The organism is Corynebacterium sp. KPL1986 (assembly GCF_000477975.1).
GTDB classification, from domain to species: domain Bacteria; phylum Actinomycetota; class Actinomycetes; order Mycobacteriales; family Mycobacteriaceae; genus Corynebacterium; species Corynebacterium accolens.
Genome location: NZ_KI515719.1, coordinates 1,143,631 through 1,167,090, shown reverse-complemented (window position 1 = coordinate 1,167,090; position 23,460 = coordinate 1,143,631). Strand labels below are relative to the sequence as shown.

The 23,460-nt window shown below is 61.9% G+C and carries 25 protein-coding genes; 17 read left to right on the top strand and 8 right to left on the bottom strand.

Annotated elements, in window-relative coordinates; genetic code table 11:
- Positions 1-45 precede the first annotated feature (45 nt).
- The 4 genes from HMPREF1287_RS05405 to HMPREF1287_RS05390 are packed head-to-tail and all read right to left on the bottom strand — an operon-like array spanning position 46 to position 3,426.
- Positions 46-843, bottom strand: coding sequence for a metal ABC transporter permease (locus HMPREF1287_RS05405; protein WP_023017086.1), 798 nt, complete (start codon positions 841-843; stop codon positions 46-48).
- Entirely contained in the window at positions 831-1,655 is an 825-nt protein-coding gene (locus tag HMPREF1287_RS05400) for a metal ABC transporter permease (protein WP_023017087.1), read from the bottom strand. The genes HMPREF1287_RS05405 and HMPREF1287_RS05400 overlap by 13 nt, the downstream gene beginning before the upstream one ends.
- Positions 1,652-2,350: a metal ABC transporter ATP-binding protein gene (locus HMPREF1287_RS05395; RefSeq protein WP_023017088.1), complete on the bottom strand. Its 699-nt coding sequence runs from the start codon at positions 2,348-2,350 to the stop codon at positions 1,652-1,654. The genes HMPREF1287_RS05400 and HMPREF1287_RS05395 overlap by 4 nt, the downstream gene beginning before the upstream one ends.
- On the bottom strand, positions 2,347-3,426 hold the full coding sequence (locus HMPREF1287_RS05390; protein ID WP_023017089.1) for a metal ABC transporter substrate-binding protein: 1,080 nt from the start codon (positions 3,424-3,426) through the stop codon (positions 2,347-2,349). The genes HMPREF1287_RS05395 and HMPREF1287_RS05390 overlap by 4 nt, the downstream gene beginning before the upstream one ends.
- Before the next feature lie 225 nt (positions 3,427-3,651).
- Between HMPREF1287_RS05390 and HMPREF1287_RS05385 the strand changes: the two genes are divergently transcribed.
- The 11 genes from HMPREF1287_RS05385 (at position 3,652) to HMPREF1287_RS05335 (ending at position 12,831) form a co-directional block, all read left to right on the top strand.
- Entirely contained in the window at positions 3,652-4,920 is a 1,269-nt protein-coding gene (locus tag HMPREF1287_RS05385) for a glutamate-5-semialdehyde dehydrogenase (RefSeq protein WP_023017090.1), read from the top strand.
- Between the two features lie 4 nt (positions 4,921-4,924).
- Positions 4,925-5,851, top strand: a complete 927-nt coding sequence (locus tag HMPREF1287_RS05380; protein ID WP_023017091.1) for a cutinase family protein — start codon at positions 4,925-4,927, stop codon at positions 5,849-5,851.
- Between the two features lie 18 nt (positions 5,852-5,869).
- The gene (gene nadD / locus HMPREF1287_RS05375) at positions 5,870-6,487 is read left to right on the top strand and encodes a nicotinate-nucleotide adenylyltransferase (protein WP_005284339.1); all 618 of its coding nucleotides are present in this window, start codon (positions 5,870-5,872) and stop codon (positions 6,485-6,487) included.
- A gap of 117 nt (positions 6,488-6,604) precedes the next feature.
- Entirely contained in the window at positions 6,605-7,048 is a 444-nt protein-coding gene (gene rsfS / locus HMPREF1287_RS05370; protein ID WP_198010384.1) for a ribosome silencing factor, read from the top strand.
- Positions 7,049-7,055: 7 nt separating this feature from the next.
- The gene (locus HMPREF1287_RS05365) at positions 7,056-7,754 is read left to right on the top strand and encodes a histidine phosphatase family protein (RefSeq protein WP_023017093.1); all 699 of its coding nucleotides are present in this window, start codon (positions 7,056-7,058) and stop codon (positions 7,752-7,754) included.
- Positions 7,754-8,551 carry a DegV family protein gene (locus HMPREF1287_RS05360; RefSeq protein ID WP_023017094.1) on the top strand — a complete coding sequence of 266 codons (798 nt, stop codon included), beginning with the start codon at positions 7,754-7,756 and terminating at the stop codon, positions 8,549-8,551. The genes HMPREF1287_RS05365 and HMPREF1287_RS05360 overlap by 1 nt, the downstream gene beginning before the upstream one ends.
- A gap of 158 nt (positions 8,552-8,709) precedes the next feature.
- The gene (locus tag HMPREF1287_RS05355) at positions 8,710-9,387 is read left to right on the top strand and encodes a ComEA family DNA-binding protein (protein WP_023017095.1); all 678 of its coding nucleotides are present in this window, start codon (positions 8,710-8,712) and stop codon (positions 9,385-9,387) included.
- Between the two features lie 20 nt (positions 9,388-9,407).
- A complete protein-coding gene (locus HMPREF1287_RS05350) occupies positions 9,408-10,811 on the top strand; it encodes a ComEC/Rec2 family competence protein (protein ID WP_023017096.1) in 1,404 nt (467 codons plus the stop codon).
- 7 nt (positions 10,812-10,818) lie between these two features.
- Complete coding sequence (gene holA, locus HMPREF1287_RS05345; RefSeq protein ID WP_023017097.1) at positions 10,819-11,787, top strand: DNA polymerase III subunit delta; 969 nt, start codon at positions 10,819-10,821, stop codon at positions 11,785-11,787.
- Between the two features lie 10 nt (positions 11,788-11,797).
- Positions 11,798-12,187 (top strand): ankyrin repeat domain-containing protein, encoded by a 390-nt coding sequence (locus HMPREF1287_RS05340; RefSeq protein ID WP_034654175.1) that lies wholly within the window; start codon positions 11,798-11,800, stop codon positions 12,185-12,187.
- Positions 12,184-12,831: a LysE family translocator gene (locus tag HMPREF1287_RS05335; RefSeq protein WP_023017099.1), complete on the top strand. Its 648-nt coding sequence runs from the start codon at positions 12,184-12,186 to the stop codon at positions 12,829-12,831. The genes HMPREF1287_RS05340 and HMPREF1287_RS05335 overlap by 4 nt, the downstream gene beginning before the upstream one ends.
- Here the strand turns inward: HMPREF1287_RS05335 and HMPREF1287_RS05330 are convergent.
- Entirely contained in the window at positions 12,828-14,189 is a 1,362-nt protein-coding gene (locus HMPREF1287_RS05330; protein WP_023017100.1) for a hypothetical protein, read from the bottom strand. The two genes, HMPREF1287_RS05335 and HMPREF1287_RS05330, sit on opposite strands and share 4 nt — an antisense overlap.
- Positions 14,182-15,024: a DNA adenine methylase gene (locus tag HMPREF1287_RS05325; protein WP_023017101.1), complete on the bottom strand. Its 843-nt coding sequence runs from the start codon at positions 15,022-15,024 to the stop codon at positions 14,182-14,184. The genes HMPREF1287_RS05330 and HMPREF1287_RS05325 overlap by 8 nt, the downstream gene beginning before the upstream one ends.
- Positions 15,025-15,328: 304 nt before the next feature.
- Between HMPREF1287_RS05325 and HMPREF1287_RS05320 the strand changes: the two genes are divergently transcribed.
- Positions 15,329-15,907 (top strand): TetR/AcrR family transcriptional regulator, encoded by a 579-nt coding sequence (locus HMPREF1287_RS05320; RefSeq protein WP_005278014.1) that lies wholly within the window; start codon positions 15,329-15,331, stop codon positions 15,905-15,907.
- Positions 15,908-16,005: 98 nt separating this feature from the next.
- Here the strand turns inward: HMPREF1287_RS05320 and rpsT are convergent, their stop codons facing one another.
- Complete coding sequence (gene rpsT / locus HMPREF1287_RS05315; RefSeq protein WP_005278016.1) at positions 16,006-16,269, bottom strand: 30S ribosomal protein S20; 264 nt, start codon at positions 16,267-16,269, stop codon at positions 16,006-16,008.
- A gap of 225 nt (positions 16,270-16,494) precedes the next feature.
- Positions 16,495-17,031, bottom strand: coding sequence for a type II toxin-antitoxin system PemK/MazF family toxin (locus HMPREF1287_RS05310; protein ID WP_023017102.1), 537 nt, complete (start codon positions 17,029-17,031; stop codon positions 16,495-16,497).
- An 18-nt stretch (positions 17,032-17,049) separates the two neighbouring features.
- On the opposite strand from HMPREF1287_RS05310, the gene lepA reads away from it, so the two are divergent.
- From lepA to efeB, 5 genes are all read left to right on the top strand, one after another.
- Entirely contained in the window at positions 17,050-18,900 is a 1,851-nt protein-coding gene (gene lepA, locus HMPREF1287_RS05305) for a translation elongation factor 4 (RefSeq protein ID WP_023017103.1), read from the top strand.
- Positions 18,901-19,146: 246 nt separating this feature from the next.
- Positions 19,147-19,683: an alkaline phosphatase family protein gene (locus HMPREF1287_RS12775; protein ID WP_023017104.1), complete on the top strand. Its 537-nt coding sequence runs from the start codon at positions 19,147-19,149 to the stop codon at positions 19,681-19,683.
- Positions 19,610-21,049: a phospholipase C gene (locus HMPREF1287_RS05300; protein WP_023029108.1), complete on the top strand. Its 1,440-nt coding sequence runs from the start codon at positions 19,610-19,612 to the stop codon at positions 21,047-21,049. Before HMPREF1287_RS12775 ends, HMPREF1287_RS05300 begins: the two co-directional genes overlap by 74 nt.
- A gap of 3 nt (positions 21,050-21,052) precedes the next feature.
- A complete protein-coding gene (locus tag HMPREF1287_RS05295) occupies positions 21,053-22,174 on the top strand; it encodes an EfeM/EfeO family lipoprotein (RefSeq protein WP_023017106.1) in 1,122 nt (373 codons plus the stop codon).
- Complete coding sequence (gene efeB, locus HMPREF1287_RS05290; RefSeq protein WP_023017107.1) at positions 22,174-23,400, top strand: iron uptake transporter deferrochelatase/peroxidase subunit; 1,227 nt, start codon at positions 22,174-22,176, stop codon at positions 23,398-23,400. Before HMPREF1287_RS05295 ends, efeB begins: the two co-directional genes overlap by 1 nt.
- The last annotated feature ends 60 nt before the right edge of the window (positions 23,401-23,460 follow it).

Genomic DNA, 23,460 nt, shown 5'->3' with positions numbered 1-23,460 from the left:
CTGCGTTGCTGCGTCGCGCCGTGCGACGCCATGCTGCGCCGCACGTTAGGAGACCGCCTTATAGGCCGTCATGCTGGCGAGGTAAAACACGCCGGCCACAATGGCGATGGTGCCGCCGGCCGAAAGGCTCAAGTGTGCGGCGATAAAAAGCCCGGCGACCGCGATGGTGATGCCAATGATGCCCGCCCCGATAAGGAGCGCCTCCGGGCGCGATACCCACGGGCGCAGGCCCGCGGCCGGGGCCACGAGCAGGGCAATGGACAAGATGGTGCCGACGGCGGGGATGACGGCGGCCATCGTCAAGCAGATAAGGCCGAGCGTCAGGGCATCGTAAAGCCCGCTATGCGGAGACGTGGTGGGGTCGAAATACGCCTGGAAGAGGCGGCGCCGGCAGGCTAGTACCGCCAGCAAGCAGATAATGACCAAGCCGGCCGCGACGGCGACATCGCGGTGGTTGACCGTGGTGAGCGAGCCCACCAGGAAGCTATCGACGTGCAGCGGCAGCGGTTGGAACCAGCGCAGCAACAAGATACCCAGCGCAAAGCCCAGAGTCAGCGTGGTGCCCGCCGCAGCGGTGGAGGAGACGCCGTGCACCTTGCCCAGGTAATGCATGAAAATCGCCAGCGGAATGCAGACCGCCACGGAGCCGAGCATGAGCCCATCGCTCAAGTTGGCGCCCAGCGCATTGGCCACGACGACGCCGAGGACCGCGCCGGGAAAGGTGCCGTGGGAGAGGCTTTCGGCAAAAAAGACGCGATTGCCCAGTACCATGAGCGTACCCACCAGCCCGGAGAGGCAGCCCACCGCGATGGCCTCGAGGAATGGCAATGTTAAGACACCCATATGCGCCTGCCTAAAAGTGCGAGCGGAACGGTCAGGGACAGCGACAGCGCGACGATGGCCTGCGGGGAAATCTGGTGGGAGGTTACCGAAAGCATCAGCCACAAGCCCACGCATACGGCGATTACCGCGCCCAGCAGCGCCCATAGGAGCATCTGCAGTGGGGTGCTAGCCAGGACGCGCCCGACCAGGCCAGGTACCACCACGAAACCCAGAACGAGCAATACACCAATGGCGGAGCTCGCGGCGACTACGATTAGGCCCACCGCTACGTTGGCAGTGACATCGATTACCCCCACGCGGATGCCGGTGGCGCGCGCGGATTCGCGGTCAAAGGCGACGGCTACTTGCGAGCGCCAGGTGGCCAGGATGAGCAGGGCGGCAACCACGCACAAGATGATCGAGGGGATCATGCGGTCAGTGGTGATATCGAGCAAGCGGCCAAACATAAGGGCCTCCAGCTGGCCGGAGCGATCCCCCACGGCGAGGCTGATGACCACGCCGATGCCATACATCAAGGTCAGTACCACCGCGGTACCGGATTCATGATCGTGGCCATCGCTGCCGGAATTCAGGCGCGCCAAAATGAGCACGGCGACACCCGCGGCGACGGCGGCACCGGGCAAGATGCCGGGAAAGCCCGCCACGGCCAGGCCGATGACGATGCCCGGGAATACCGAGTGGACCAGCGCCTCGACGCTAAATTCCATGCGGCGCAGGTTAACCATCACGCTGACCACTGCGCCGGTCAAGGCCACGCACAACAAGAACAGGGCGGCGCGCTGCATATAGGGAGCAGTAAGCAGAAGCGTCACATGTCCCCCTGCAATACCGACGTGGCCTCCAGGTAGCGCTCGACTGCATCCTCGGTATCGAGGACCTCGCTGTGGCCGTCCACGATGAGCATTCCAGCATCGCAAGCGCGCTGCGCCAAAATGGGATCGTGGGTAGAAATGAGCAGGGCAACCCCGCTTTCCTTAAGCTTGGCGATGATCCCTAAAAGCACCTGCCTGCTGTCTTGGTCCAGGCCATTGAAGGGCTCGTCCATGAGCACCAAGTCCGGGTGCGCGGCGAGCGCGCGGGCGATAAAAATGCGTTGGCGCTGCCCGCCCGAGAGCTTATCCCAGCGGGTCTTCGCCTTATCCGCCATGCCGACGAGCTCGAGGGCCTGCGTAATCTGCGGGCGCAGACGGCGCATGCTGCCCATGCGCTCCCACCACGAGGCCTTATTGAGCAGGCCCATTTCCACGACCCGGCCGGCGGTGACGGGAAAGGTGGGATCGCAGGTGTGGTGCTGGGGAACATACCCCAGCGTCGCCGTGCGCTGATGCTCGCCGCGCAGCGTAGCAAGGCCCGCGATGGCCTTTAAAAGCGTGGATTTACCAGCGCCATTAGCCCCCAGCAGCGCGATGGCCTCACCTTCGTGGATGGTCAAGGAGACATCGTCCACGATGGTGGTGGTGCCATAGCCACAGGAGGCATGGGAAAGCTTTAGAAGCGGTGCACTCATCGTGCGTTATCCAGGCTTTCGGGCAGATCGGCTGCTTCACCGTCCCAGGCTTCTACCAGGGTGGTGACGTTGTGGATGATGGAGCCGATGTAGGTGGCGCCGTCACTATTGGGCACGCCCAAGGAGTCGCCGTACAGGGCGTCATCATCCATAATGGCCTTGACGCCTGCGGCGCGGGCGATGGCCTCGATGGACTTAGAGTTATTGGAGTTTTCCGCGAAGATGGCCTTGGCGCCGGAATCGCGGACCTCCTTGGCGGCATCCTCGATGTGCGAGGAGGTGGCGTCCTGCTGGTTATTGAAGTCCGTGAGCGCGGAGCCGATGAACTTCACGTCATAGTCATTGGAGAAATAGCCGAAGGCATCGTGCGAGGTAAACAGCACGCGGTCTTGCTCGGGGACGGTCTCTAGGGACTCGGTGACCCACTTATCTAGCTCGTCGAGCTGCTTGGTGTACTTTTCGCCGACCTCCTTCACGGATGGCTCCTTATCGGCCAAGGCATCCACGATGTTTTCTACCTGGATCTTGGCGTTCTTGGGGGAGGTCCATACGTGCGGGTCGTGGGTGAATTCTGGTTCCTCGCCGTCCTCACCGGGGAAAGGCCACTCGCGCAGGTCTACCTTGTGCTTGGAGTTGTCATCGCCGGCGGTGACGATGGTCTCGCCGTCAAAGCCGGAAGACTCCACGGCGTTATCGAGGAAGTGCTCGAGATCGACGCCGTTTTTAAAGAGGAAGTCCGCATCCGCCATGGCACTCATCTGCTGCGGGGTCATCTCGTGCTCGTGCGCGCTGGCATTCGGCGCCAACAGGCAGGTGAGATCGAGGGTGGTATCGCCATCGCCCTCGGTGGTTTCCTTGCCGCTGGAATCCACCTTGTGGAGCGTCATGCCACCCTGGGCAATCTGGGTGAGGTAATCGCAGATCTGCGTGGTGGTGGCAACGGCCTTGATGGTCTGATCGTCGCCCGAACCGGAGCCCGCGTCGGAACCGTTGCCGCCGTCGTTCGTGCTGCAGGCGGCGAGGGCGACCCCGCTCAGGGTCAGCATCAGGCCCAGCTTGGCCACGTTCTTTTTCATGAGTGCTCCTTTTGTGCAGTGAAACCTATCAAGCAAAGAATAAACATACCCAAGTAACTATTTCAAGGAATTGAACAATTGGATTTGTAGTTGTGAGCTTTACCGCACTCTCGGGTGCGGGTAGAGGGGGTGGTTTTCTCTGCGTGGCCTGCCTAATTTAGGCAAAGCGTGAGGTACACGGCGGGCGGCTGAAAAACTCGGGCGGGTACGTTACTCTGGTATGACATGAGCAACACTGAACGCGACGAAGTTCTGTCCAAAGCCCGTGCTGCAAAGGACGTTGCGCCCGTCGTGGCGCAGCTGTCCACGCCGCGCAAGAATGAAATCTTGCAGCGCGCAGCCGAAAATCTCATTACCCACACCGATGACATCCTTGCTGCCAACCAGCAGGATATTGAGGCCGGCCGCGAACGCGGCATGTCCGATTCCCTGATTGACCGCCTGACCTTGGACGCCGCCCGCGTTGAGGGCATTGCCGATGGCCTGCGCCAGGTCGCTGGCCTGCAGGACCCGGTAGGCGAGATCCTGCAGGGCCGCACCATGGATAACGGCATCCAGATGAAGCAGGTGCGCGTCCCGCTCGGCGTGATGGGCATGGTATACGAGGCCCGCCCGAACGTCACGGTCGATGCCTTTGGCCTGGCGCTGAAGTCCGGCAATGTGCCGCTGTTGCGCGGTTCCAAGTCCGCGCGCAACTCCAATACCAAGCTGGTGGAACTCCTGCAGGATACCCTCGCGGAGTTCGATCTGCCGCGCGAGGTGGTCCAGCTCCTGCCGTGCGAGACCCACGATTCCGTCCAGGACTTGATTACCGCGCGTGGCCTGGTGGATCTGGTTATCCCCCGCGGCGGCGCCAAGCTCATCGAGGCTGTGGTTACCGGCGCTACCGTTCCGGCCATTGAGACCGGTACCGGCAACTGCCACTTCTACATCGATGCCTCGGCCGATATGGACAAGGCCATCGACATGGTCATCAACGGCAAAACCCGCCGCACCTCGGTCTGCAACTCTACGGAGTGCGTGCTTATCGATGCCGCGCTTGATGATGCCACCAAGCTGCGCATCGTCCGCGCCCTTCAGGATGCAGACGTCACCGTCCACGGCGACGTGGACGAGCTTGAGGGCTTCGGCGCCACGGACGTCGTCCAAGCCACCGAGGAGGACTGGCGTGAAGAGTCGCTGTCCATGGATATCTGCGCCAAGGTAGTGGACGGCGTCGACGGTGCCATCGCGCACATCGCGGAATTTACCACCGGCCACACCGAGGGCATTGCGGCCCAGGATGCGGACGTTTTGGTCAAGTTCGGCAACGAGGTCGATGCCGCGGCCGTCATGCTGAACGCTTCCACCGCCTTTACCGATGGCGAGGTTTACGGCATGGGTGCAGAGATCGGCATTTCCACCCAGAAGCTGCATGCCCGCGGCCCAATGGCCCTGCCGGAGCTGACCTCTTCCAAGTGGGTCCTCCAAGGCACCGGCCACGTGCGCCCATAAGAACGTGCGCCTTTTAACTCGCTTTCGCGCCGCCGCTGGTGTCGTCACCATTGCCGCCACGGCGGCGCTTGGCGCGTCTATGATCACCCCTGTTGCGGCGGCGGGGGAGAACCACCCGCAGGCCGAGACCTGCCCCGATTACGTCTTCCTTGCCGCGCGCGGCTCGGACCAAAACGAGGAGCACGGCGAGTACTTCGGACCGCAGCGCTACTCGGAACAGGGCGCGGAATCCAATGGCTATGAAGGCCCCAACCTTGCCGCGCTTTTCCACTTGGTAGAACAACGCCACCCCGGTGCGATGGATAATGCCTACGTGCTGGCGCTGGATGCGGATGCGTATCCAGCCTCGATGAACCTGCCACCGCTGGCTCAAGAAGGCGAAAACCTGCGCCCGCTGCAGCTGATGCGCCGCCTTGGTGGGGTGTTGCTGGAACACCCCTTGCACGAGCTGGTCTATCAGGTCACCGTCGGGTTTGTGCAGAGCCTGCGCAGCGGCATGAACAACGCGCCGCGCGTGGTGGAGAAGTACGAAGAAGAAACGGGATGCAGCCCGCGCTATATCACCGCCGGCTATTCGCAAGGGGCCATCATCGCCACCAGCGCGGAGCGCTACCTCGCGTCCCAGGACAAGCTCGCCGGGGCGATCTACCTGGGCAATCCCCTGCGGCGTCCAGGCGGCATGGCCGGGCCGATTCCGCGATACCTCATTCCTCATAGTGCCGCACTGCCAGCTGACCGCCGCATCGATTACTGCCTTGCCGGCGACTTCGTCTGCGATCTCAGCCTGCGCAACGCCAAAGATGCCTTGGCCACCAAGGCCGCCCACCACGCTTCGTATTTCCGCGATAGCAAGGGCGATGCGGCAGTGGAACAGGACAATGCCCGCGTGGCCGATACCGTGGCTGGCTGGCTTAACTCCCCAGCAGGGTAGCGGCTATACTCTCCAGCCATGACCAATTCCCAGCGCATTGGGATCATGGGCGGCACCTTTGATCCAATCCACAATGGCCACCTGGTCGCCGCTAGCGAGGCGGCGCACCGCTTTGCCCTCGATACCGTAGTCTTCGTTCCCACCGGCCAGCCGTGGCAGAAATCCTCCCGCGAGGTCACCGCCGCGGAGCACCGGTATTTGATGACGATGGTTGCCACGGCTTCCAACCCGCGCTTTACCGTCTCCCGCGTGGATATCGACCGCAAAGGCCCTACCTATACCATCGATACCCTGCGCGATCTGCGCGAGCTTTTCCCGGGCGCCGAGTTCTACTTCATTACCGGTGCGGATTCCCTACAATCCATCATGAGCTGGCATAACTGGGAAGAGATGCTGGACATGGCGCACTTCGTAGGCGTCACGCGGCCGGGCTACGAGCTGAGTACGGACATGCTGCCGGCCGGCTCGCGGGAGGATATCAACCTTATCGATATCCCCGCCATGGCCATTTCTTCCACGGATTGCCGCGAGCGCGCCGCCCAAAACCGCCCGGTGTGGTACCTGGTTCCAGATGGGGTGGTGCAATACATCACCAAAAATAATCTCTACTCGGCGCAGCCGGATAAACCTTTATAGTTCAAGTTTGGGCACAATCGCGCCGAACGTGCAAGAATAGACAGCTAAAAGACACTTCCTCACCAGACGCGAAAAGGGAATTTTTATACATTGTCTATTTCTGATCTCGCCCGCCGTATGGCGGCAACCGCGGCGCATGCCGCACAGGACAAGCTAGCTAGCAATATCGCGGCAATCGATGTCTCCGATGTCCTCGCCATCACCGAGGTTTTCGTGCTGGCTTCTGCCGATAATGAGCGCCAGGTCGGCTCCATCGTGGATGAGGTGGAGGACCAGATGACGGCCCAGGGCTTCGAGCCGCAGCGCCGCGAGGGCAACCGCGAAAACCGTTGGGTGCTTCTGGATTATGGCAATATCGTCATCCACGTGCAGCGCACGGACCAGCGCGAGCACTACGGGCTCGACCGCCTCTACCACGATTGCCCGTTGGTGGACATCGAGGGCATTGAGCCGCCCGAGCGCCCCGGCGATTGGACCAATGGCGTTAACCCGCGCACCGTGGATTCCATTGATGAGCTGCCATTGGCGCAAAAGGCCCCTGGCGAGGACGAGGAGCTTTAACCCCACCATGAGCCGCCGCCTGATTCTGATCCGCCACGGACAAACTACCTACAATGCCTCCGGCCGCATGCAGGGCCACTTGGACACTGAGCTTTCCGATGTCGGCTATGAACAGGCCCGCGCCGCCGCGCGCCTGCTCCGGGGTCAGGGCGTGGTAAAAATCGTCGCCTCCGATTTGCAGCGCGCGCGAGAAACCGCGCGGGTGGTGGCAGAATCTCTCGGCTTGGACTTTTCTACGGATCCCCGCCTGCGCGAGACCAATTTGGGGCAGTGGCAGGGCAAAAGCTCTGCCGAAGTGGATGCGGAATTTCCCGGCGCCCGCGCCATCTGGCGCCATGACCCCACCTGGGCCCCGCCGGAGGGCGAGTCCCGCGTGGACGTGGCGCGGCGGGCTCGTCCGGTCATCGACGAGCTCATGCAGGACTTTTCCGGCTGGGATGACGGCGCCGTGCTCATCGTCGCCCACGGGGGCGCAATTTCCGCTCTCACCTGCCACCTGTTGGGCTTGGATCACGGCCAGTACGGCATTTTATCCGGCCTGAAAAATACCCACTGGTCGCAGCTGACCGCCCGCCCGGATTTCAACCCGGAAACCCCCGTGACCTCCCTGGAATTCACGCCGGAGACGGTGGCGAGCGCACAGTGGTACTTCGACGGGTGGAATATGGGTGGCGAGGTCACCGGTGATGGAGGGGCAGATACCTAGTGACCGTTCGCGTCATTACTGACTCCGCGGCCAGCCTGCCCCCAGAGATTGCTGCAGAACTCGATATCACCGTCATTGACCTGCACGTGATGGATAGCGAGGACAAGGGCGGAAAACTGCGCACCACCTCGGGCCTGTCCTCCCTCGAATTGGCCGCGGCCTACGGCCGGGAAATGGAAAAGGCACAGGATGATGGCGTGATCGCCATCCACCTGTCCAAGGAGCTTTCATCTACGTGGTCGGCGGCGGTGGCTGCGGCAGGGGTTTTTCCTGATACGGTGCGCGTTATCGATTCCGGCTCGGCCGGCATGGTCATGGGCGCGGCGGCGATGGCGGCTGCTACCAAGGCGGCACAGGGCGCGGCGCTGGAAGAATGCCACGCGGCGGCGCTCGACAGCATCGAACGCGCGGCTACCTGGGCGTACCTGCATTCCATGGAGGACATGCGCCGCTCAGGCCGCATGTCTGCCGCCACCGCCATGTTGTCCACCGCGCTTTTAGCCACCAAGCCGATCATGTCCATCGTGGACGGCAAGCTGGAATTGGTGGGGAAAACCCGCACGCAGACCAAGGCCTTTACCAAGGTAGTAGAGATCATCGCCGCCCGCGCCGCCGGGGAGCCCGCCTTCATCGCCATTCAGCACAACCAGGCCGGCGAGGCGGCGGACAAGCTGCAGGGCCTCTTGCGCGACGCCCTGCCAGAGGGCACGTCCTTTATCACCACGCCCTTAACCGAGGTACTCGCCGTGCACGCTGGTCCCTCCGCCATCGGGGTTTCTGCGGTATTTAGCTCCTAGTCCCTCGCACGCACGCGCGAAGCTGGCCGGCCTGTGCGCCCCAGATTGTGGATAACCGCCCCGCCTCAGCCCGTTTGGTTGCGTCCCGCAACGACTTATCCACAGCGCCTCCGCCCACATCCCCGCACCGCACGCGGGGGCTTCCTAGCCTGTGAGCTATGGCGTCTCCCAAAATCAGCGAACGACTCCGCGAATTTACCCAACCCACCGGCGAGGAAGAACTCCTCCGCGTCGATTACCCGCGCCCGCGCGTGCGCATCAGCCGCTGGCAGGCGTGCGCGGTAGCCATCATGGTGGTGGTGGGCGTCATTATTTGGCTGGGACTGAGCTCCCGTAATTCGGATGAGTCCGGCATGCCCGAGCCCGCAGCGATGGGCAGTACCACCGCCGAGCCCAGCGCGGAGGCGAGCGAAATCGTCGTATCCGTCGTCGGCGAGGTTGCAGCGCCCGGCCTGAAGACCCTCGAGCCCGGCGCCCGCGTCGCCGATGCCCTCGCCGCAGCCACACCCCTGCCGGAGGCGGAGACCATGACGCTCAACCAAGCGCAGCGGCTTGCCGATGGCCAGCAGCTCCACGTCCTGCCCCAAGGCGCCCCGCCCGACCCCGCGCTTGCCGATGCCCCCACCGCCGCACCCGCCGGCGGCGATAAAGTCAGCCTTAATTCCGCGACCGCCGCCGATCTCATGGATCTCAACGGGGTAGGGGAGGTCACCGCGGAAGCCATCGTCTCCTTCCGCGAAGAGCGCGGGGGATTTAAGGACGTCGAGGAACTCCTCGAGGTCAGCGGGATTGGGCCTGCCAAGTTTGCCAAGCTCAAAGATGACGTGCAGCTGTAGGCAGAAGAGGCCACGCCGCGATGAAAGAACTCCGTCTGCTGCCCGGCGCCCTGACCGCATGGGTGGCGGTCATCGCGGTGCTGGTTTTCGGGCAGGGGTGGGCCGTGGCGTGCATCGGCAGTGTCGTAGGAATATGCCTGCTCGCTCGGCACTGGGGCCAAGCTATTTTTTGCGGCGTGCTCGCCAGCGCCGCCGCCTTCGTTGCAGCGGTGCGGCAGGCGCGAGCGGCCGCCTTCGATTTCGGCCGCGAGATTACCGGCCGCGTGGTCACCGCGCCGACCCAAACGAGCACCGGCGGTTGGTTCATCCGGCTCGATGTCCCAGGCTACCCCGCGCAGCTTCCGGTATTTAGCCCCGAACCACTGAGCGCACCCGCCGGAACGCAGGTCACGGCCGCGGTACAGCTTTCCGAGTCCGACCAACCCGGAGTGGGAACCGTGATAGCCAACGCCTCCCGCCTGCGTATCGATGCGCCGCCTTCGGGCCTGGCCGGCTGGGCCGCGCGGGTGGCCGATAACTTCCGCGCGGTCGTACTAGAGGCGGTAGGCCCGAGCAGCCAGGGGCTTATCCCAGGCATGGTGCTTGGCGATACCTCCCTGCAAAGCCCCGCCGAGCGCGATCTCTACATCGATACCGGGCTATCGCACCTCAGCGCAGTGTCTGGTGCCAATGTGGCCATCGTCTGTTCCTTCGCCGCCATCGTTTGCGCCGCGTGTGCCGCCGGACCGCGCACTAGGGTGGCGGTGTCCTTGGCCGCGCTAGCCACCTATGTCGTCTTGGTAGGACTTGAACCGTCGGTGCAGCGCGCAGCCGTCGCCGGGGTAGTAGGCCTGCTCGCGGTGCTGCACTCTTCCACCATGGAACCCATCCACGCGCTCAGCCTCGGCATCCTCACCCTCCTTTTCGTGGATTCGGACCTCGCGGTGCATTTTGGCTTCGCGCTATCGTGCGCGGCGACCTTCGGCATCGTCATGCTAAGCCCGCTTATTTATTCCCATCTAGCGGTCACCGGCTGGCCCGCCATCTTTCTGCGCGCTATCGCGGTGGCGATTGCCGCCGATATCCTCACTCTGCCGCTTATCGCCCTCATGTCCGGCGAGGTATCCGTCGTCTCGGTCCTCGCCAATGTCCTAGTAGCGCCCGCCACCGCACCCATTACCGTGGTAGGGCTGCTCGCGGCCATCGCCGCGCAGCTAGGACCCTTGAGCATTATCGCCGCGGGATTATTAAAACTCATCGAACCCGCAGCGTGGTGGATCAATACCATCGCCCACGGCGTGGCCAGCCTGCCCGTGGTCACCATCACCGCCCACCCGCTATTTACGCTTCTCGCATATGGATGGGTCATCGCCGGGCTGCTCTATCACCGGCCATGGCTGACCTTGGCGGGGGTTATCGCTTGTCTGGGTCTGCTTGCCGCCTAGCGCTAAAATGATGGACATGCCTCCCGTACACCTCATTCTCGGCGACGATGAATTCCTCACCGAACGCGCCCGCCACACCATCCACAAGGCTGCGGCCGAAGGCGAGGCCTCCCGCCCCGAATTGATGACGCTCAAGGCCTCCGAGGTATCCGAGGGCGAAATCTTAGAGGCCACCAGCCCATCGCTGTTTGGCGATAACCGCGTCATCGTCATCACGGACTGCGAACGCGCCGGGAAAGAGGTAGTCGATATCATCCTGCGCGCCTGCGTCAATCCCGCGCCGGGCATGACCATGGTGGTGGTCTATTCCGTGGCCGCGAAGACGCTGAAGAAAAAGAAGAAGGCGCCCGAGCTGGTGGCGAAGCTGCGCAAGATTGCGGAGGTGCACGAGGTCTTTTCGCTCTACCCCAATGAGCTAGGCCAGTGGGCCACCCGCGAGTTCGCCTCCCACGGCGTTCGCCCCACCCCGGATGTCGTGCACGCGGTTCTCGACGGCGTCGGCTCCGACCTCCGCGAGCTTGCCTCCGCCATCTCTCAGCTCGTGGCCGATACGGGCGGCAACGTCACGCAGGAAGCGGTGCGCAATTATTACGTCGGCGTGGCCGAGGTCGCCAACTGGGACATTGCCGATGCCGCCGTCGCCGGCCGCGTCGAAGCCGCCGTCTCCACCTGCAGGCGCGCCCTCCAGCTCGGTGCTAGCCCCGTGGCCATCGCCGCGGCCTTGGCCAATAAGGTAGGCGCCATCGCGCGCCTATATTCCGCCCGCGGGGACCAGTACACACTTTCCAGCCAAACCGGGCTTGCCCCGTATGTGGTGAAAATGACCCAGCCGGTGGCTAGGCGCTGGACTGCCGATGACATCACCGCCGCCGTCATCCTCGTCTCCGAACTGGACGCCGCCGTTAAAGGCCAAGGTGGTGAGCCCGAATTCGCCGTTGAGGCGGCCGTAAAACGAATCGCGGAATTGGCACGTTAAGCTAGAGTCCATGTCTGAGGAACAAGTGCAAGAATTCGCCGGTCGGCTCTTTGACATGGCGCGGGAGGGAAACCCGGATCTCCTGAATTACATTGACCAGGGCGTCAATATCAATCTGGTCAACCAAGACGGCCAGTCTTTTCTCATGCTTGCCGCCTACCACGGCCACGCAGATCTCGTTGCCGCGCTAGCAGAGGCCGGTGCCGACGTGAACTTGCTCAATGATCGCGGCCAATCACCCCTGGCAGGGGCGATCTTCAAAAAAGAAGACGCGGTTATTGATGCCCTCCTAAACGCCGGCGCCTCCGCTACCGCCGGGCAACCAACCGCCATCGATTCAGCCCGCATGTTTGGCCGAGAGGATCTCCTCGGACGCTTGGAAGGCGAGTCCGCGCAGTGAGCTGGACTTCCTTTTTCACCATTCTCCTGATGAACCTGGTGGGCGTGGCCTCGCCAGGCCCAGATATCATCCTGGTCACCCGCTATGCCACCAAGTCGCGCCGCCATGCCATCGCCGCGGCCGCAGGCATTCAAATCGGCGTGTTGTTCTGGTGCGGTGCCACCGTCTTTGGCGCGGCCGCCCTCCTGACCGCCTTCCCCGGGATCTTAGGCGCGGTCCAGGCCATTGGCGGCAGCTTCCTCGTCTTCATGGGATGGCGGGCGCTGCGAAGCGGCCTCGAACAGCGCACCAACCCGCCCGTTGATTTGGAGGATGCCGAGGCCAAGCTGGGCCGGCTGCGCCACTCCTTCAAGATGGGGCTGGCAACGAACCTGTCGAACCCGAAGATCGTGCTCTTCCTCGCCGCCATGATCGCTCCGCAGCTGCCGGCATCCCCACCGCTGTGGCTGGCCATCGCGCTGACCCTGGCGCTGGCGCTCTCGGCCTTCGCTTTCTTCCTCGTGGTGGCCATGGTGATTTCTACGAATGCGGTGCGCCGCAAGCTCATCGCCGCGGGCCCGTGGATCGATATCGGATCGGGCCTGTTCTTCATCATCGCCGGCCTCGCGCTCGTGGTCGCTGGTGTACAGCAGCTCGTGGCTTAAAGCCCGGGCAGGGTTTCAGGTTCGCCCTCTGCCACCACATCCAGCGCCCACTGGATCCACCGCGCAACCGTCGAGGCCCGCCGCCTCGCCGTGCCAGCGCCCAAGCCGAGTCCTTCTATCGCCGCCGCAATCTCGTGCGCCTCGGCCACCTTCCCACGCCGCAGGCTCACCTCTAGCGCCTGCCGGAATACCTGCCGCGCCGCCAACGCGCGCAGTAGGGCAGCGTTGCGCCCATCGCGCCGCGGCTGTGCGATGGCCTTTTCGCCGCGAGGGGTGAGCTGATAGTGGCCATCGGCAAGCGCCAGCAGCCCGAGGTAGCAGGCCGCATTGGCGTAATAGTCCGCCTGGCGCAGATGGAAATCGTACTGCTCGGCGATGTCCTCCTTGCTCATCGGCTGCTGCGCGATGAGCTCCACCAGGTTGACCACGCGCTCAAAACTATTGGCCTGCGGGAAGGGAATCCCCGCCGGCTCCGGCTCGGCATCGACGGAGCCAATGATGCCCAGCGCATCCTCCACGCTGAGGTGCGAAGCGCTCAGGGCGTAGCGGGCGTGATCTACCAGCGCGATGCTGCGAAAATCCGCGGGATCGCTGAAGTCATACCGATACAGGTGGAAAATCCCATTCGAGTAGACCAAAAAGACCGGCACCACGGCCTTGGATAGCCATTGCTGGAAGCGCCGGTACGGAAAATACAATTGCCGGATATTGAAGTCTTCGGAGAGGTGATTTTTCGCCTCCACCAGCACCAAATGCTCGAGCGATTCGAAGCCGCCGTCGATTTCCATCTGCGCGCGGTCGACCTTGACTTCCAGCCCCACATCCGGCACCGGAATGGTCATCTCCAGCGACGACATGCGCCCGGCGACGGTGGCCTGCAATGGTTCGCACCCCAAGAAGTGCTCGAGCATGCCGCTTGCCGATGCCACATTTAACGCCATCGATTCCGAGTTCACGCTTTCGATATCGAGGGTGTCAAGGCCCGCGGGCATGTCCAACGTGCGCACGGAACCCGCCCCGGCGTGGGTCGGGTCCGGGAACCGTTCGTACAGGTCCAACGGACCGACAAAGTACTCGCTGCGGCTAACCGGAAGGATCCCAAGCCCCAATTCCTTGAAAATCCACGGCCGCGAGGTAGAAAAATCGTGCTTGGCCATCAGCCGCGGCTCCCGGCCGGAAAGCTCTTTTAGCTCTTTGGCCGTGAGATAGAAGTATCCTTTTTCTTCCAGCTGATCGCCACACCCCGAGGCCACGATGCGCAGCCAGCCCCAATCATCGAGGCCAAGCTTTTCGCCTTCTGGGACACCGAACAGCGTGCGAAGCTCCCGCTGTTCTTGTGCGCCCGGTGCTTTACTCATGGCCCACCTCGTAGTTGCGCACGAGCACTTCATCTACTTTGCCGCGGCGCGATCCCACGGAGTTGATGGCGCGGGTGGCCGCAACGGTGTCGATGGAAAAATCTACGTAGAGGTCGCGGATAAACTCCGTGGCGGAATTGGAGAGGAGAAACTTCACCCCGCGGGCATCGAGGTCATCGCATACCGCCTTCAGGCGTTCTTGCTCGGCGCGGTCAAAACCGCCCTTTTGATAGCCGGTAAAGGAGCTGGTGACGTTGACCGGGTCATAGGGCGGATCGAAATAGACAAAGTCTCCTTCACCAGCACCTGCTACCGCCGCAGCGAAATCGCCCTGTGTGAAGGTGACGTCATTGTCCCGAAAATACTGGTGGACCCCGCGCAGCGTATCCGCATCACAGATCGCAGGGTTCTTATAGCGGCCAAAGGGCGCATTGAATTGCCCGGCAGAATTTACCCGGTACAGGCCGTTATAGCAGGTCTTATTCAGATACAGCGTCCGCGCGGCGCGCTCTGTAGCAGAAAGCGCGGCAAATCGTTGCGCATCGCGGTCTACCGCGCGCAGCTGATAGAAAAAATCCGCGTCGTTCGGGTAGGTCGATACCAGGCTGATGAGCTCTTCGACGCCTTCACGTACTACCTCATATAAATTAATAAGCTCCGAGTTGAGGTCATTGACCCGCGCGCAGGCTGGGGTGAGCGAGAATAAAACCGCGCCGCCGCCGATGAAGGGTTCATAATAACGCCGCGGAGTCCCATCGGGCAGGGCGGCGTGAATATGCGGTAAGAGCTGGCGTTTCCCGCCGGCCCATTTCACCAGAGGCTTGACGTTGTTCATTGGTGACTTATCTTAGCCGCCCCCGCAGACACGAACACCATCGCCCTTTCGAACATACTGGCCCATAAAATTCCAATTTGGCGCGCTGAAGAGAATCGGCCTGCATGGGGAGCGCTGCCTGGGCCCTGCTTCCCGCGCTAGCACCCGCGCGGGAGACCTCAGCGCTTTGCGGTGGTTAGGGAAGCCTAGCAAGGGTCGGTTTTTCTTGGCGGGGAGAAAGACTATAAGGTGAAGAAAAATCCCATGTTTAAGGGGATTGAATAGTTGGGTTTCCCACGGGGTCGTGGGAAAGAGGGGAGAGAGTATGCCGCGCATTTCAGAAATCCGCGTCGCAGCACTGCGGCTCGTCATTGACCACGGGTATGACGGGTTCACCATGGAAACGCTTGCACAAGACGTAGGGATATCGCGGCGCACCCTTTTTAACTACGTCAAGGATAAGGAATCGGCGGTTCTGGGCCCGGAGGTTTCGGAAAAGTTCGACCAGCAATTGCAGAACTTTGCCGCTGGCCTGCCCACGGGTAGCCTGCGGGAGGATTCTGCGATCATGGCGAATGCGGAATTTGATCACGCCGTGGGCAACGATCATTTCCCAGAGATTTCCCAATTGACCGCCCAGGCGCTTTCCCAAGACGGGAAGTTATTGTCCATGTATTGGCGCCGAAACGAGCGCGTCATGATGCACATCCGCCGGGCATTGCAAGCGCGCGAAGGGTGGAAGGCCTCGGATCCTAGGCTCATTCCGACGGTCAATATCATCCACACGCAGTTTCAAACCGCCATCCAGACTTTCGTGGAAACCCATGGCCGGACATCCTTGTCGGTGGCCTACGCGGATGCGGGTAAAATTTTCGAGGCTTACTTCGACGATGACCTAGCCTAGGTCTATCCGACGCAACAAAACCGGCGCAATAAAAATCCCCCGAACAAGCCGCTGCACACAGGCAGCGCTTTGCTCGGGGGAGACAAGAAGGCTAGTTACTAGTCCATCTTGTTGAAGGCGGTGGCCAAACCGGACTTCTTGTTGGCAGCAGCGTTGCGGTGGAAGACGCCCTTGGAAACGGACTTATCCAGCGCACGGGAAGCAACGCGCAGCTGCTTTTCTGCTGCAGCCTTGTCGCCAGCCTCTACGGCCGCACGGAACTTGCGGATCTCGGTGCGAACCGCGGAACGCACGCTCTTATTGCGCTGACGAGACTTCTCGTTGGTCAGAACGCGCTTCTGCTTGGACTTGATATTAGCCATGAAAATACCTCTTGATAATCGAAGATGATTGATTCAGAAACAAACCTGCCGGACGTGTCCCGCGAATCCCCTCGCTAAGAACGAGGGAAGCGCTCGGCGCTGGTATTCGAAGAGCGAACCCAAGGTCCTGCCCGCCCCGACCAACGCGCCCGGAAAGTAAGTAACTTGCACATAGTAGCAGCGCAACCGCGCATCGGCCAAGTTTGCGGGCGCCGCGCCGCAGAACTACGCCCAGTGATAGCGCGAGCGCAAGCGGTTCGCAATCCTTTCAAACCTGCGTTCTGGAAAAAGGATGCCCTGTCGGCGCACCTGCTCCTCGGAAACCTCCAATAAACGATCCAAGCGCACCCAGCAATTGCGCCCAGAGGCGTCCCATTCGCCGCAGCCGATTTCGAGCCAGGCATCGTCAAGCGCATGCTCCGGGTTGGCGGAAATGAGCAGGCCCGTCACCGTGGTGCGGGTGCGCCCGACCACCAAGATGGCGCGCTCGCGGGGAGGGGACTGCTTGCCTTCCGAAGGCGTCCACACCCACACCACCTCGCCGGAATCGGCCTGGCCATCCATATCGGGGGAGAAGAAGATGGAGCGGGGGTGCGCCGCGGTGGCCTCGACCTGGATGGAGGCGGCCTTGCGCGGCTCGTGGCTCTGGGTGGACCTGTCCAGCCCTAACTGGGAGTTGATGCGGTTGAGGCCGGAGTCCACGGGCTCGCGCTCGCTGATTCCGAGCGCCTCGCGCAGACGGGTGAGCATGCCGGAATTCATGTCGACTATTGTAGACGTATGTCTGAAAACTTTGCGGCCACGACGTTTACGGATCCCTCCCGGATCCGTAACTTCTGCATTATTGCTCACATCGACCACGGAAAGTCGACGCTGGCAGACCGCATCCTGCAGCTATCCAAGGTGGTTGCGGAGCGCGATATGCGTGACCAGTTCCTCGATAACATGGATATCGAGCGCGAACGCGGCATTACTATTAAGGCGCAGAACGTGCGCCTGCCGTGGGTGCCGCAATCGGGGGCATCGGCAGGCGAGCAGATCGTCATGCAAATGATCGATACTCCCGGCCACGTGGACTTTACCTACGAGGTCTCCCGCGCGCTCGAGGCGTGTGAGGGAGCCATCCTGCTTGTCGATGCCGCCCAGGGCATCGAAGCCCAAACCCTCGCCAACCTGTACTTGGCGATGGAAAATGACCTGGAAATCATCCCGGTGCTCAATAAGATCGACCTTCCCGCGGCGGACCCAGATAAGTACGCGCTGGAAATCGCCAATATCATCGGCTGCGAGCCCGAGGAAGTGCTGAAGGTATCGGGCAAGACCGGTGAAGGCGTGGTTGAGCTGCTCGATAAGGTCTGCGAGTTGGTGCCGCCGCCGTCCTCGGAGTACGAGCCCGATGCGCCCGCGCGCGCGATGATTTTTGACTCCGTCTATGACACTTACCGCGGCGTGGTGACCTATATCCGCATGGTGGATGGCAAGCTCACCCCGCGCCAGAAGGTGACGATGATGTCCACCAACGTCAACCACGAGCTGCTGGAAATCGGCATCGTCTCGCCCACGATGCAAAAGTGCGATGGCCTGGGCCCCGGCGAGGTGGGCTACCTCATTACTGGCGTGAAGGACGTGCGCGAGACCAAGGTGGGCGATACCGTTACCTGGTCCCACGGCGGCGCCGAGACCCCACTCAAGGGCTACAAGGACCTTGAACCGATGGTCTATTCCGGGCTTTTCCCCATCTCCCAGGCCGATTTCCCCGACCTGCGCGATGCGCTGGAAAAGCTGCAGCTTAACGATGCCTCCTTGACCTTCGAGCCCGAGACCTCCGTCGCCCTTGGCTTCGGCTTCCGCTGTGGTTTCTTGGGCCTGCTGCACATGGAGATCACCCGCGACCGTCTGGAACGCGAGTTCGGCCTCGACCTGATTTCTACCGCCCCGTCCGTGACCTACCGCGTGGTGGCAGAAGACGGCGAGGAAAGCTGGGTTCACAACCCTTCGGACTGGCCGGAAGGCAAGCTCAATGAGGTCTACGAGCCCATTGTTTCCATGACCGTCATCGTGCCCGAGCAGTTCGTCGGCCCGACCATGGAGCTATGCCAATCCAAGCGCGGCCAGATGGGTGGGATGGATTACCTGTCCGAAGACCGCGTGGAGCTGCGCTACACCATGCCCTTGGGTGAGATCATCTTCGACTTCTTCGACATGTTGAAATCCCGCACCAAGGGTTACGCCTCGCTCAACTACGAGGAGGCCGGCGAGCAGCAATCTGACCTGGTCAAGGTGGATATCCTCCTCAACGGCGACCCGGTCGATGCCTTCTCTGCCATCATCCACCGCGATTCCGCCCAGTGGTACGGCAATAAGATGACCAAGAAGCTAAAGGAATTGATTCCACGCCAGCAATTCGAGGTCCCCGTCCAGGCGGCCATTGGTACCAAGGTTATCGCCCGCGAAAACATCCGCGCCATGCGCAAGGACGTGCTGGCCAAGTGCTACGGCGGCGATATCTCGCGTAAGCGCAAGCTGCTGGAAAAGCAGAAGGCGGGTAAAAAGCGCATGAAGACCTTGGGCTCCGTGTCGGTGCCGCAGGAGGCCTTCGTGGCGGCGCTGTCGACCGATGGGGACGACTAGGCACTGGAAAGCGCAGCGTAATAGTACCTTAACTTTCAGTTAACAATCTCCGCGGCGGCCGCCGCCTAAAAGCGAGGCTGAGCTGCACCTATAGGGCATTCCTGAGACTAGGAATGCCCTTTTTGAGTATTTGCGGTTTATAGGTGGGCGGCGTTTAATTTCGAGTCGAAAGCGACCGATGACTCTTCGGCGAGCCACAGCCACTTTCTCCCTCTTTGTTTCACTCGACTTAAGGCGGAAAATAAGATGAAGCTTCGCTCTCGCGCTGTGGCAGTGTGCGCCGCAGCCGCTGCCACAACTTCCTTGGTCCCCGGTATCGCACAGGCCGAAACCAAGACCCCCATCGATCACGTCGTGGTCATTTACTCCGAAAACATTTCCTTCGACCACTACTTCGGCACCTACCCACACGCCGCAAATAACGACGACGAGAAACTCCAGGGCAGCGAGAAGCCCGCCCCCAAATTCACCGCCAAGGACGATACCCCGCGGGCAGAAAACCTCGAAAATACTGACCTGCTGGGGGAGAAGAACCCCAACTCCATCAAGCCTTTCCGCATCGCTCCCGAACACGCCGTAACCACGGACCAGAACCACCATTACGCCGATGAGCAGGAAGCCTACAACGGCGGCAAGATGGACAAGTTCCCGGAGACGGTGTCCACGGACATCGATAAGTATGGCGAAGGCTCGTACGCCACCCCCCGGCATGACCATGGGATACTACGACGGCAATACCGTGACCGGCATGTGGAACTACGCGCAGAACTTCGCGCTGAATGACAACAGCTTTTCCACCATCTTCGGCCCCTCCACCCCGGGAGCGCTGAACCTGGTTTCCGGCACCGTTGCGGATGCCACCATGCACGACCCAGCCACGGGCGACCAGCAGAAAATCGAGGATGGCAAGAACCACGCCCTAGCCGGCGTATCCGAGGACGGCAGCACCGCCACCGTGGTGGGCGACCCGGACCCGCTTTTCGATGACTGCTCCAATAAGTCCTCCGCCGGTACCAACCAAGTCACCGCGATGCACTCCAAGAACATCGGTGACCAGCTCAACGATAAGGACGTCACCTGGGGCTGGTTCCAAGGCGGATTCCGCCCCACCGATGAGGCGACGAAGGACTCCCGCGCCCGCTGCGGTTCTTCGCACACCACGCTGACCGGCCAGAATCAGACGGACTACAACCCGCACCACGAGCCGTTCCAGTACTATGCCTCTACCGCCAACCCGCACCACCTGGCCCCGTCCAGCGATGACATGATTGGCAAGACCGACCAGGCGAACCACCAGTACGACCTCGCGGACTTCGATACCGCCATCGAGCAGGGCAACCTGCCCTCCGTGTCCTTCCTCAAGGCCGCCAACTACCAGGATGGCCACGCCGGCTACTCCAACCCGTTGGATGAGCAGGCGTTTATCACCCACTACATCAACGAGCTGCAGAACTCCCCGGAGTGGGATTCCACCGCAGTCGTCATCGCCTACGACGATTCCGATGGCTGGTACGACCACAAGGCGCCGGAAATCCTTAATGGTTCCGACGACCCGCACCAGGATAAGGAAATCTGCACCGCCGCTGCCGCAAAGGTAGGCATCAAGGGCGATAAGAACGGCCAGTGCGGACCCGGCACCCGCCAGCCGCTGCTGGTTGTATCTCCCTACGCCAAGACCAACCACATCGATTCCACCTATACCGAGCAGACCTCGGTGACCAAGTTCATCCAGGACAACTGGGGCCTCGGCCGCTTGGGCGGCGATTCCTTCGATGATCGCGCGGGTGAGCTCACCGGCATGTTCGACTTCGCCGCCGCGGAGAAGGCCCCGAAGCTCTTCCTCAATGAAACCGATGGCACGGTGGCGGAGGATTACAGCTCCGTCGAGCGCGTCGACGACACCTCGCGCGCTGGCACCAATCTGAAGCCGGTTGTCGATGGCATGAATGACACCAAGGTCACCGAGCAGGGCGTTCCTGCCGTGACCACGCTGGATAAGGCCCAGCAGCCGGACACCAACCACGCCGCATCCGGGTCCTCCAAGGCAGGCATCATCGGCATCCTCGCCGCACTGGGTATCGCCGCCGGCATCATCGGCTGGTTCATGAGCGGCCACCCCGGCCTTGATTTGAAGAACCTGCCGTTCTAAGTTATGAAGATTTCCCGTTTCGCCACCGCATTCGCGCTCGCCGTTGGGCTTTCCATCCCGCAAACTGCTGCCCAGGCGAGGCTCGCCGGGCACAGCGACGAGCAACCCACGCGCGAGCTCGCCGTGCGCGATGTGTATTCCTGCCCGGCGCCAGAGGACGTGCAGGGTGAGGCGAAATGGAAGATCAATAACACCACCGGGCTTGCCCTCACGGTCTACGTTTCCGATGATAAGGGCAATGCCTACCAGGTTCTCGAGCGCGTCGGCACCCCTGCCGTGCGCGAGTGGAATCCGCAGCTGGAGGATGGAACCTACCACCTGACCTGCGTATTTCACAACGACTCCGCCGTGGAGTCGGACGCCTTCACGGTAACGGGGTCCACGGTGAGCAACGCGCCCAAGATGGTTCCCATTACGGATCACGAGATCGCCGCGGTGTCCATCAAGCAGGCAGAAAACCAGAAAAAGCGCGTGTCGGAGCTGCAAAAGCGCGCGCATGCGCTTGCCGATGCCACCTCCTCCTCCCGCTCCGCCGCCCAAGCCGCCTACCTCGACTACCTGGAGTATTACCGTTCCTTCGACGATTCCAGCGCGGAGTGGCCGGGCCCGGATTTGGAGGGTTACGAAGACATCGAGCGCATCCTGTGGTCCAACCGCCCGCCTAGCGATGCCACCCTGCCCGCCACCGCGCTTGCCGATGCCACCGACAAAACCGCCCACGCCCTCGATACCGCCCATTTCGCCATCCCCGCCCCGGATTATGGGCTGCGCGCGCATGAGGTGATGGAGGAGTTCGAGCGCTTTGACCTGCGCGGCGAGCGCGATTTCGGCGCCCATGCCCTGCCTGCCGCCTTGCGCGGGGTTATTACATCGACGCGGATGACGCTGGATCCCGTGCGCTCTTTGGTCGAGGATCGCGGTTTAGACACCGCTCCCATCTACGACCAGCTCGCGGACTTGGACGCCCTTGCTGAGGAATTCGACGATAAATACGGTGGTGCGTCTAGCGTCGCTTTTGCGGACTGGCCGCAGGAGGACCGCTTGCGCTTACAGGCGGGCGTCGCCAAGGCGAATGAGCTGCTCGCCCCGGTTGCCACCATGACCGTTATCCGGAGGATGAACTAGTGCCGTGCCCGTTTAACTTTTCCCGCCGCTCCTTTTTGTCTGGCCTCGCCGCCTCCGCGGCCGCCGGCGCAGCCCCGAGAGCAGGAGCCGAGCCCACCTCGCTTCCGCTCGAAACCACCGACTCCTTGGATCAGCCGGGCGCGCTGGATTTTCACGGCGAACACCAGCAAGGCATCATCAATCCCCCGCAGAAATACTCGGAAATAGTGGCGCTGGACGTGCAGGTGAAGTCAAAAGCCCGTTTGGACAAGCTCCTGCGCACGCTAAGTGAAAGGGCGCGCATCTTAACCGCTGGTGGCACGCCCGCGCCCGATGGAATCGCCTATCCGGCGATGGATTCGGGCGAGTTGGGCCCAGAGCTGCCGGCCGATCACTTATCCATCACCCTCGCAGTGGGCGATTCGCTTTTCGATGACCGCTTCGGCCTTGCCGCCCACAAGCCCGCCCACCTGCGCGCGATGGAAGCATTTGCCGATGACTCCCTGCAAGAAGAAATGTGCCACGGTGACTTAGCCTTGCAGATTTGCGCCGATGAACGCGATACCGTTCTCCACGCGCTGCGCGATATCTTGCGACATACGCGCGGCGATGTGGCGGTGCGCTGGCGGCAAAATGGTTATATGAATTCCCCGCGGCCATCGGGCACGCAGCGCAATCACCTGGGGTTTAAGGATGGCATCGTCAATCCTGGGCCCGATGATTATGATTCGCTCGTGTGGGCAGGTTCGGATGAACCCGACTGGGCCGCGGGCGGCAGCTATATGGCGGTGCGGCTTATCGCGATGTACACCGAGTTTTGGGATCGCATTTCCATTGCCGAGCAGGAGCAAATCTTCGGTCGCGACCGCACTACTGGCGGCCCGTTGTCGGGCGGCGATGAGCACGCCGAACCAGATTACCTCGATGATGCCACCGGCGATGTCATTCCCACCGATGCCCACATCCGCCTGGCCAACCCCCGCACCCCAGAAACCGCTGACCAACTTATGCTGCGCCGCGCTTATAATTACGACAACGGCGTGCGCGATAATGGCACCCTCGACGTGGGGCTGGTCTTCATCTCCTTCCAGCAGGACCTGGAACGACAGTTCATTACGGTGCAAAAACGCCTCGAAGGCGAACCGCTGGCTGACTATATCCGCCCCTACGGCGGCGGCTACTTCTATGCGCTTCCCGGCATCACCGATGAATCCGATTATTTCGGCCGCAGCCTCCTCGAAGCCTAAAACCTCCTACCCAGCTAGCCACTGGTCGCTCGTGAACATCTATCACCGCGCCAAGGCCCT

What these genes read in the sequence shown, in the direction of transcription:
- HMPREF1287_RS05405 (WP_023017086.1), bottom strand. Translation starts at nt 843, where the DNA reads ATGGGTGTCTTAACATTGCCATTCCTCGAGGCCATCGCGGTGGGCTGC.
- HMPREF1287_RS05395 (WP_023017088.1), bottom strand. Translation starts at nt 2,350, where the DNA reads ATGAGTGCACCGCTTCTAAAGCTTTCCCATGCCTCCTGTGGCTATGGC.
- HMPREF1287_RS05390 (WP_023017089.1), bottom strand. Translation starts at nt 3,426, where the DNA reads ATGAAAAAGAACGTGGCCAAGCTGGGCCTGATGCTGACCCTGAGCGGG.
- HMPREF1287_RS05385 (WP_023017090.1), top strand. Translation starts at nt 3,652, where the DNA reads ATGAGCAACACTGAACGCGACGAAGTTCTGTCCAAAGCCCGTGCTGCA.
- nadD (WP_005284339.1), top strand. Translation starts at nt 5,870, where the DNA reads ATGACCAATTCCCAGCGCATTGGGATCATGGGCGGCACCTTTGATCCA.
- rsfS (WP_198010384.1), top strand. Translation starts at nt 6,605, where the DNA reads ATGGCGGCAACCGCGGCGCATGCCGCACAGGACAAGCTAGCTAGCAAT.
- HMPREF1287_RS05365 (WP_023017093.1), top strand. Translation starts at nt 7,056, where the DNA reads ATGAGCCGCCGCCTGATTCTGATCCGCCACGGACAAACTACCTACAAT.
- HMPREF1287_RS05355 (WP_023017095.1), top strand. Translation starts at nt 8,710, where the DNA reads ATGGCGTCTCCCAAAATCAGCGAACGACTCCGCGAATTTACCCAACCC.
- HMPREF1287_RS05350 (WP_023017096.1), top strand. Translation starts at nt 9,408, where the DNA reads ATGAAAGAACTCCGTCTGCTGCCCGGCGCCCTGACCGCATGGGTGGCG.
- holA (WP_023017097.1), top strand. Translation starts at nt 10,819, where the DNA reads ATGATGGACATGCCTCCCGTACACCTCATTCTCGGCGACGATGAATTC.
- HMPREF1287_RS05340 (WP_034654175.1), top strand. Translation starts at nt 11,798, where the DNA reads ATGTCTGAGGAACAAGTGCAAGAATTCGCCGGTCGGCTCTTTGACATG.
- HMPREF1287_RS05330 (WP_023017100.1), bottom strand. Translation starts at nt 14,189, where the DNA reads ATGAGTAAAGCACCGGGCGCACAAGAACAGCGGGAGCTTCGCACGCTG.
- HMPREF1287_RS05325 (WP_023017101.1), bottom strand. Translation starts at nt 15,024, where the DNA reads ATGAACAACGTCAAGCCTCTGGTGAAATGGGCCGGCGGGAAACGCCAG.
- HMPREF1287_RS05320 (WP_005278014.1), top strand. Translation starts at nt 15,329, where the DNA reads ATGCCGCGCATTTCAGAAATCCGCGTCGCAGCACTGCGGCTCGTCATT.
- rpsT (WP_005278016.1), bottom strand. Translation starts at nt 16,269, where the DNA reads ATGGCTAATATCAAGTCCAAGCAGAAGCGCGTTCTGACCAACGAGAAG.
- HMPREF1287_RS05310 (WP_023017102.1), bottom strand. Translation starts at nt 17,031, where the DNA reads ATGAATTCCGGCATGCTCACCCGTCTGCGCGAGGCGCTCGGAATCAGC.
- lepA (WP_023017103.1), top strand. Translation starts at nt 17,050, where the DNA reads ATGTCTGAAAACTTTGCGGCCACGACGTTTACGGATCCCTCCCGGATC.
- HMPREF1287_RS12775 (WP_023017104.1), top strand. Translation starts at nt 19,147, where the DNA reads ATGAAGCTTCGCTCTCGCGCTGTGGCAGTGTGCGCCGCAGCCGCTGCC.
- HMPREF1287_RS05300 (WP_023029108.1), top strand. Translation starts at nt 19,610, where the DNA reads ATGACCATGGGATACTACGACGGCAATACCGTGACCGGCATGTGGAAC.
- HMPREF1287_RS05295 (WP_023017106.1), top strand. Translation starts at nt 21,053, where the DNA reads ATGAAGATTTCCCGTTTCGCCACCGCATTCGCGCTCGCCGTTGGGCTT.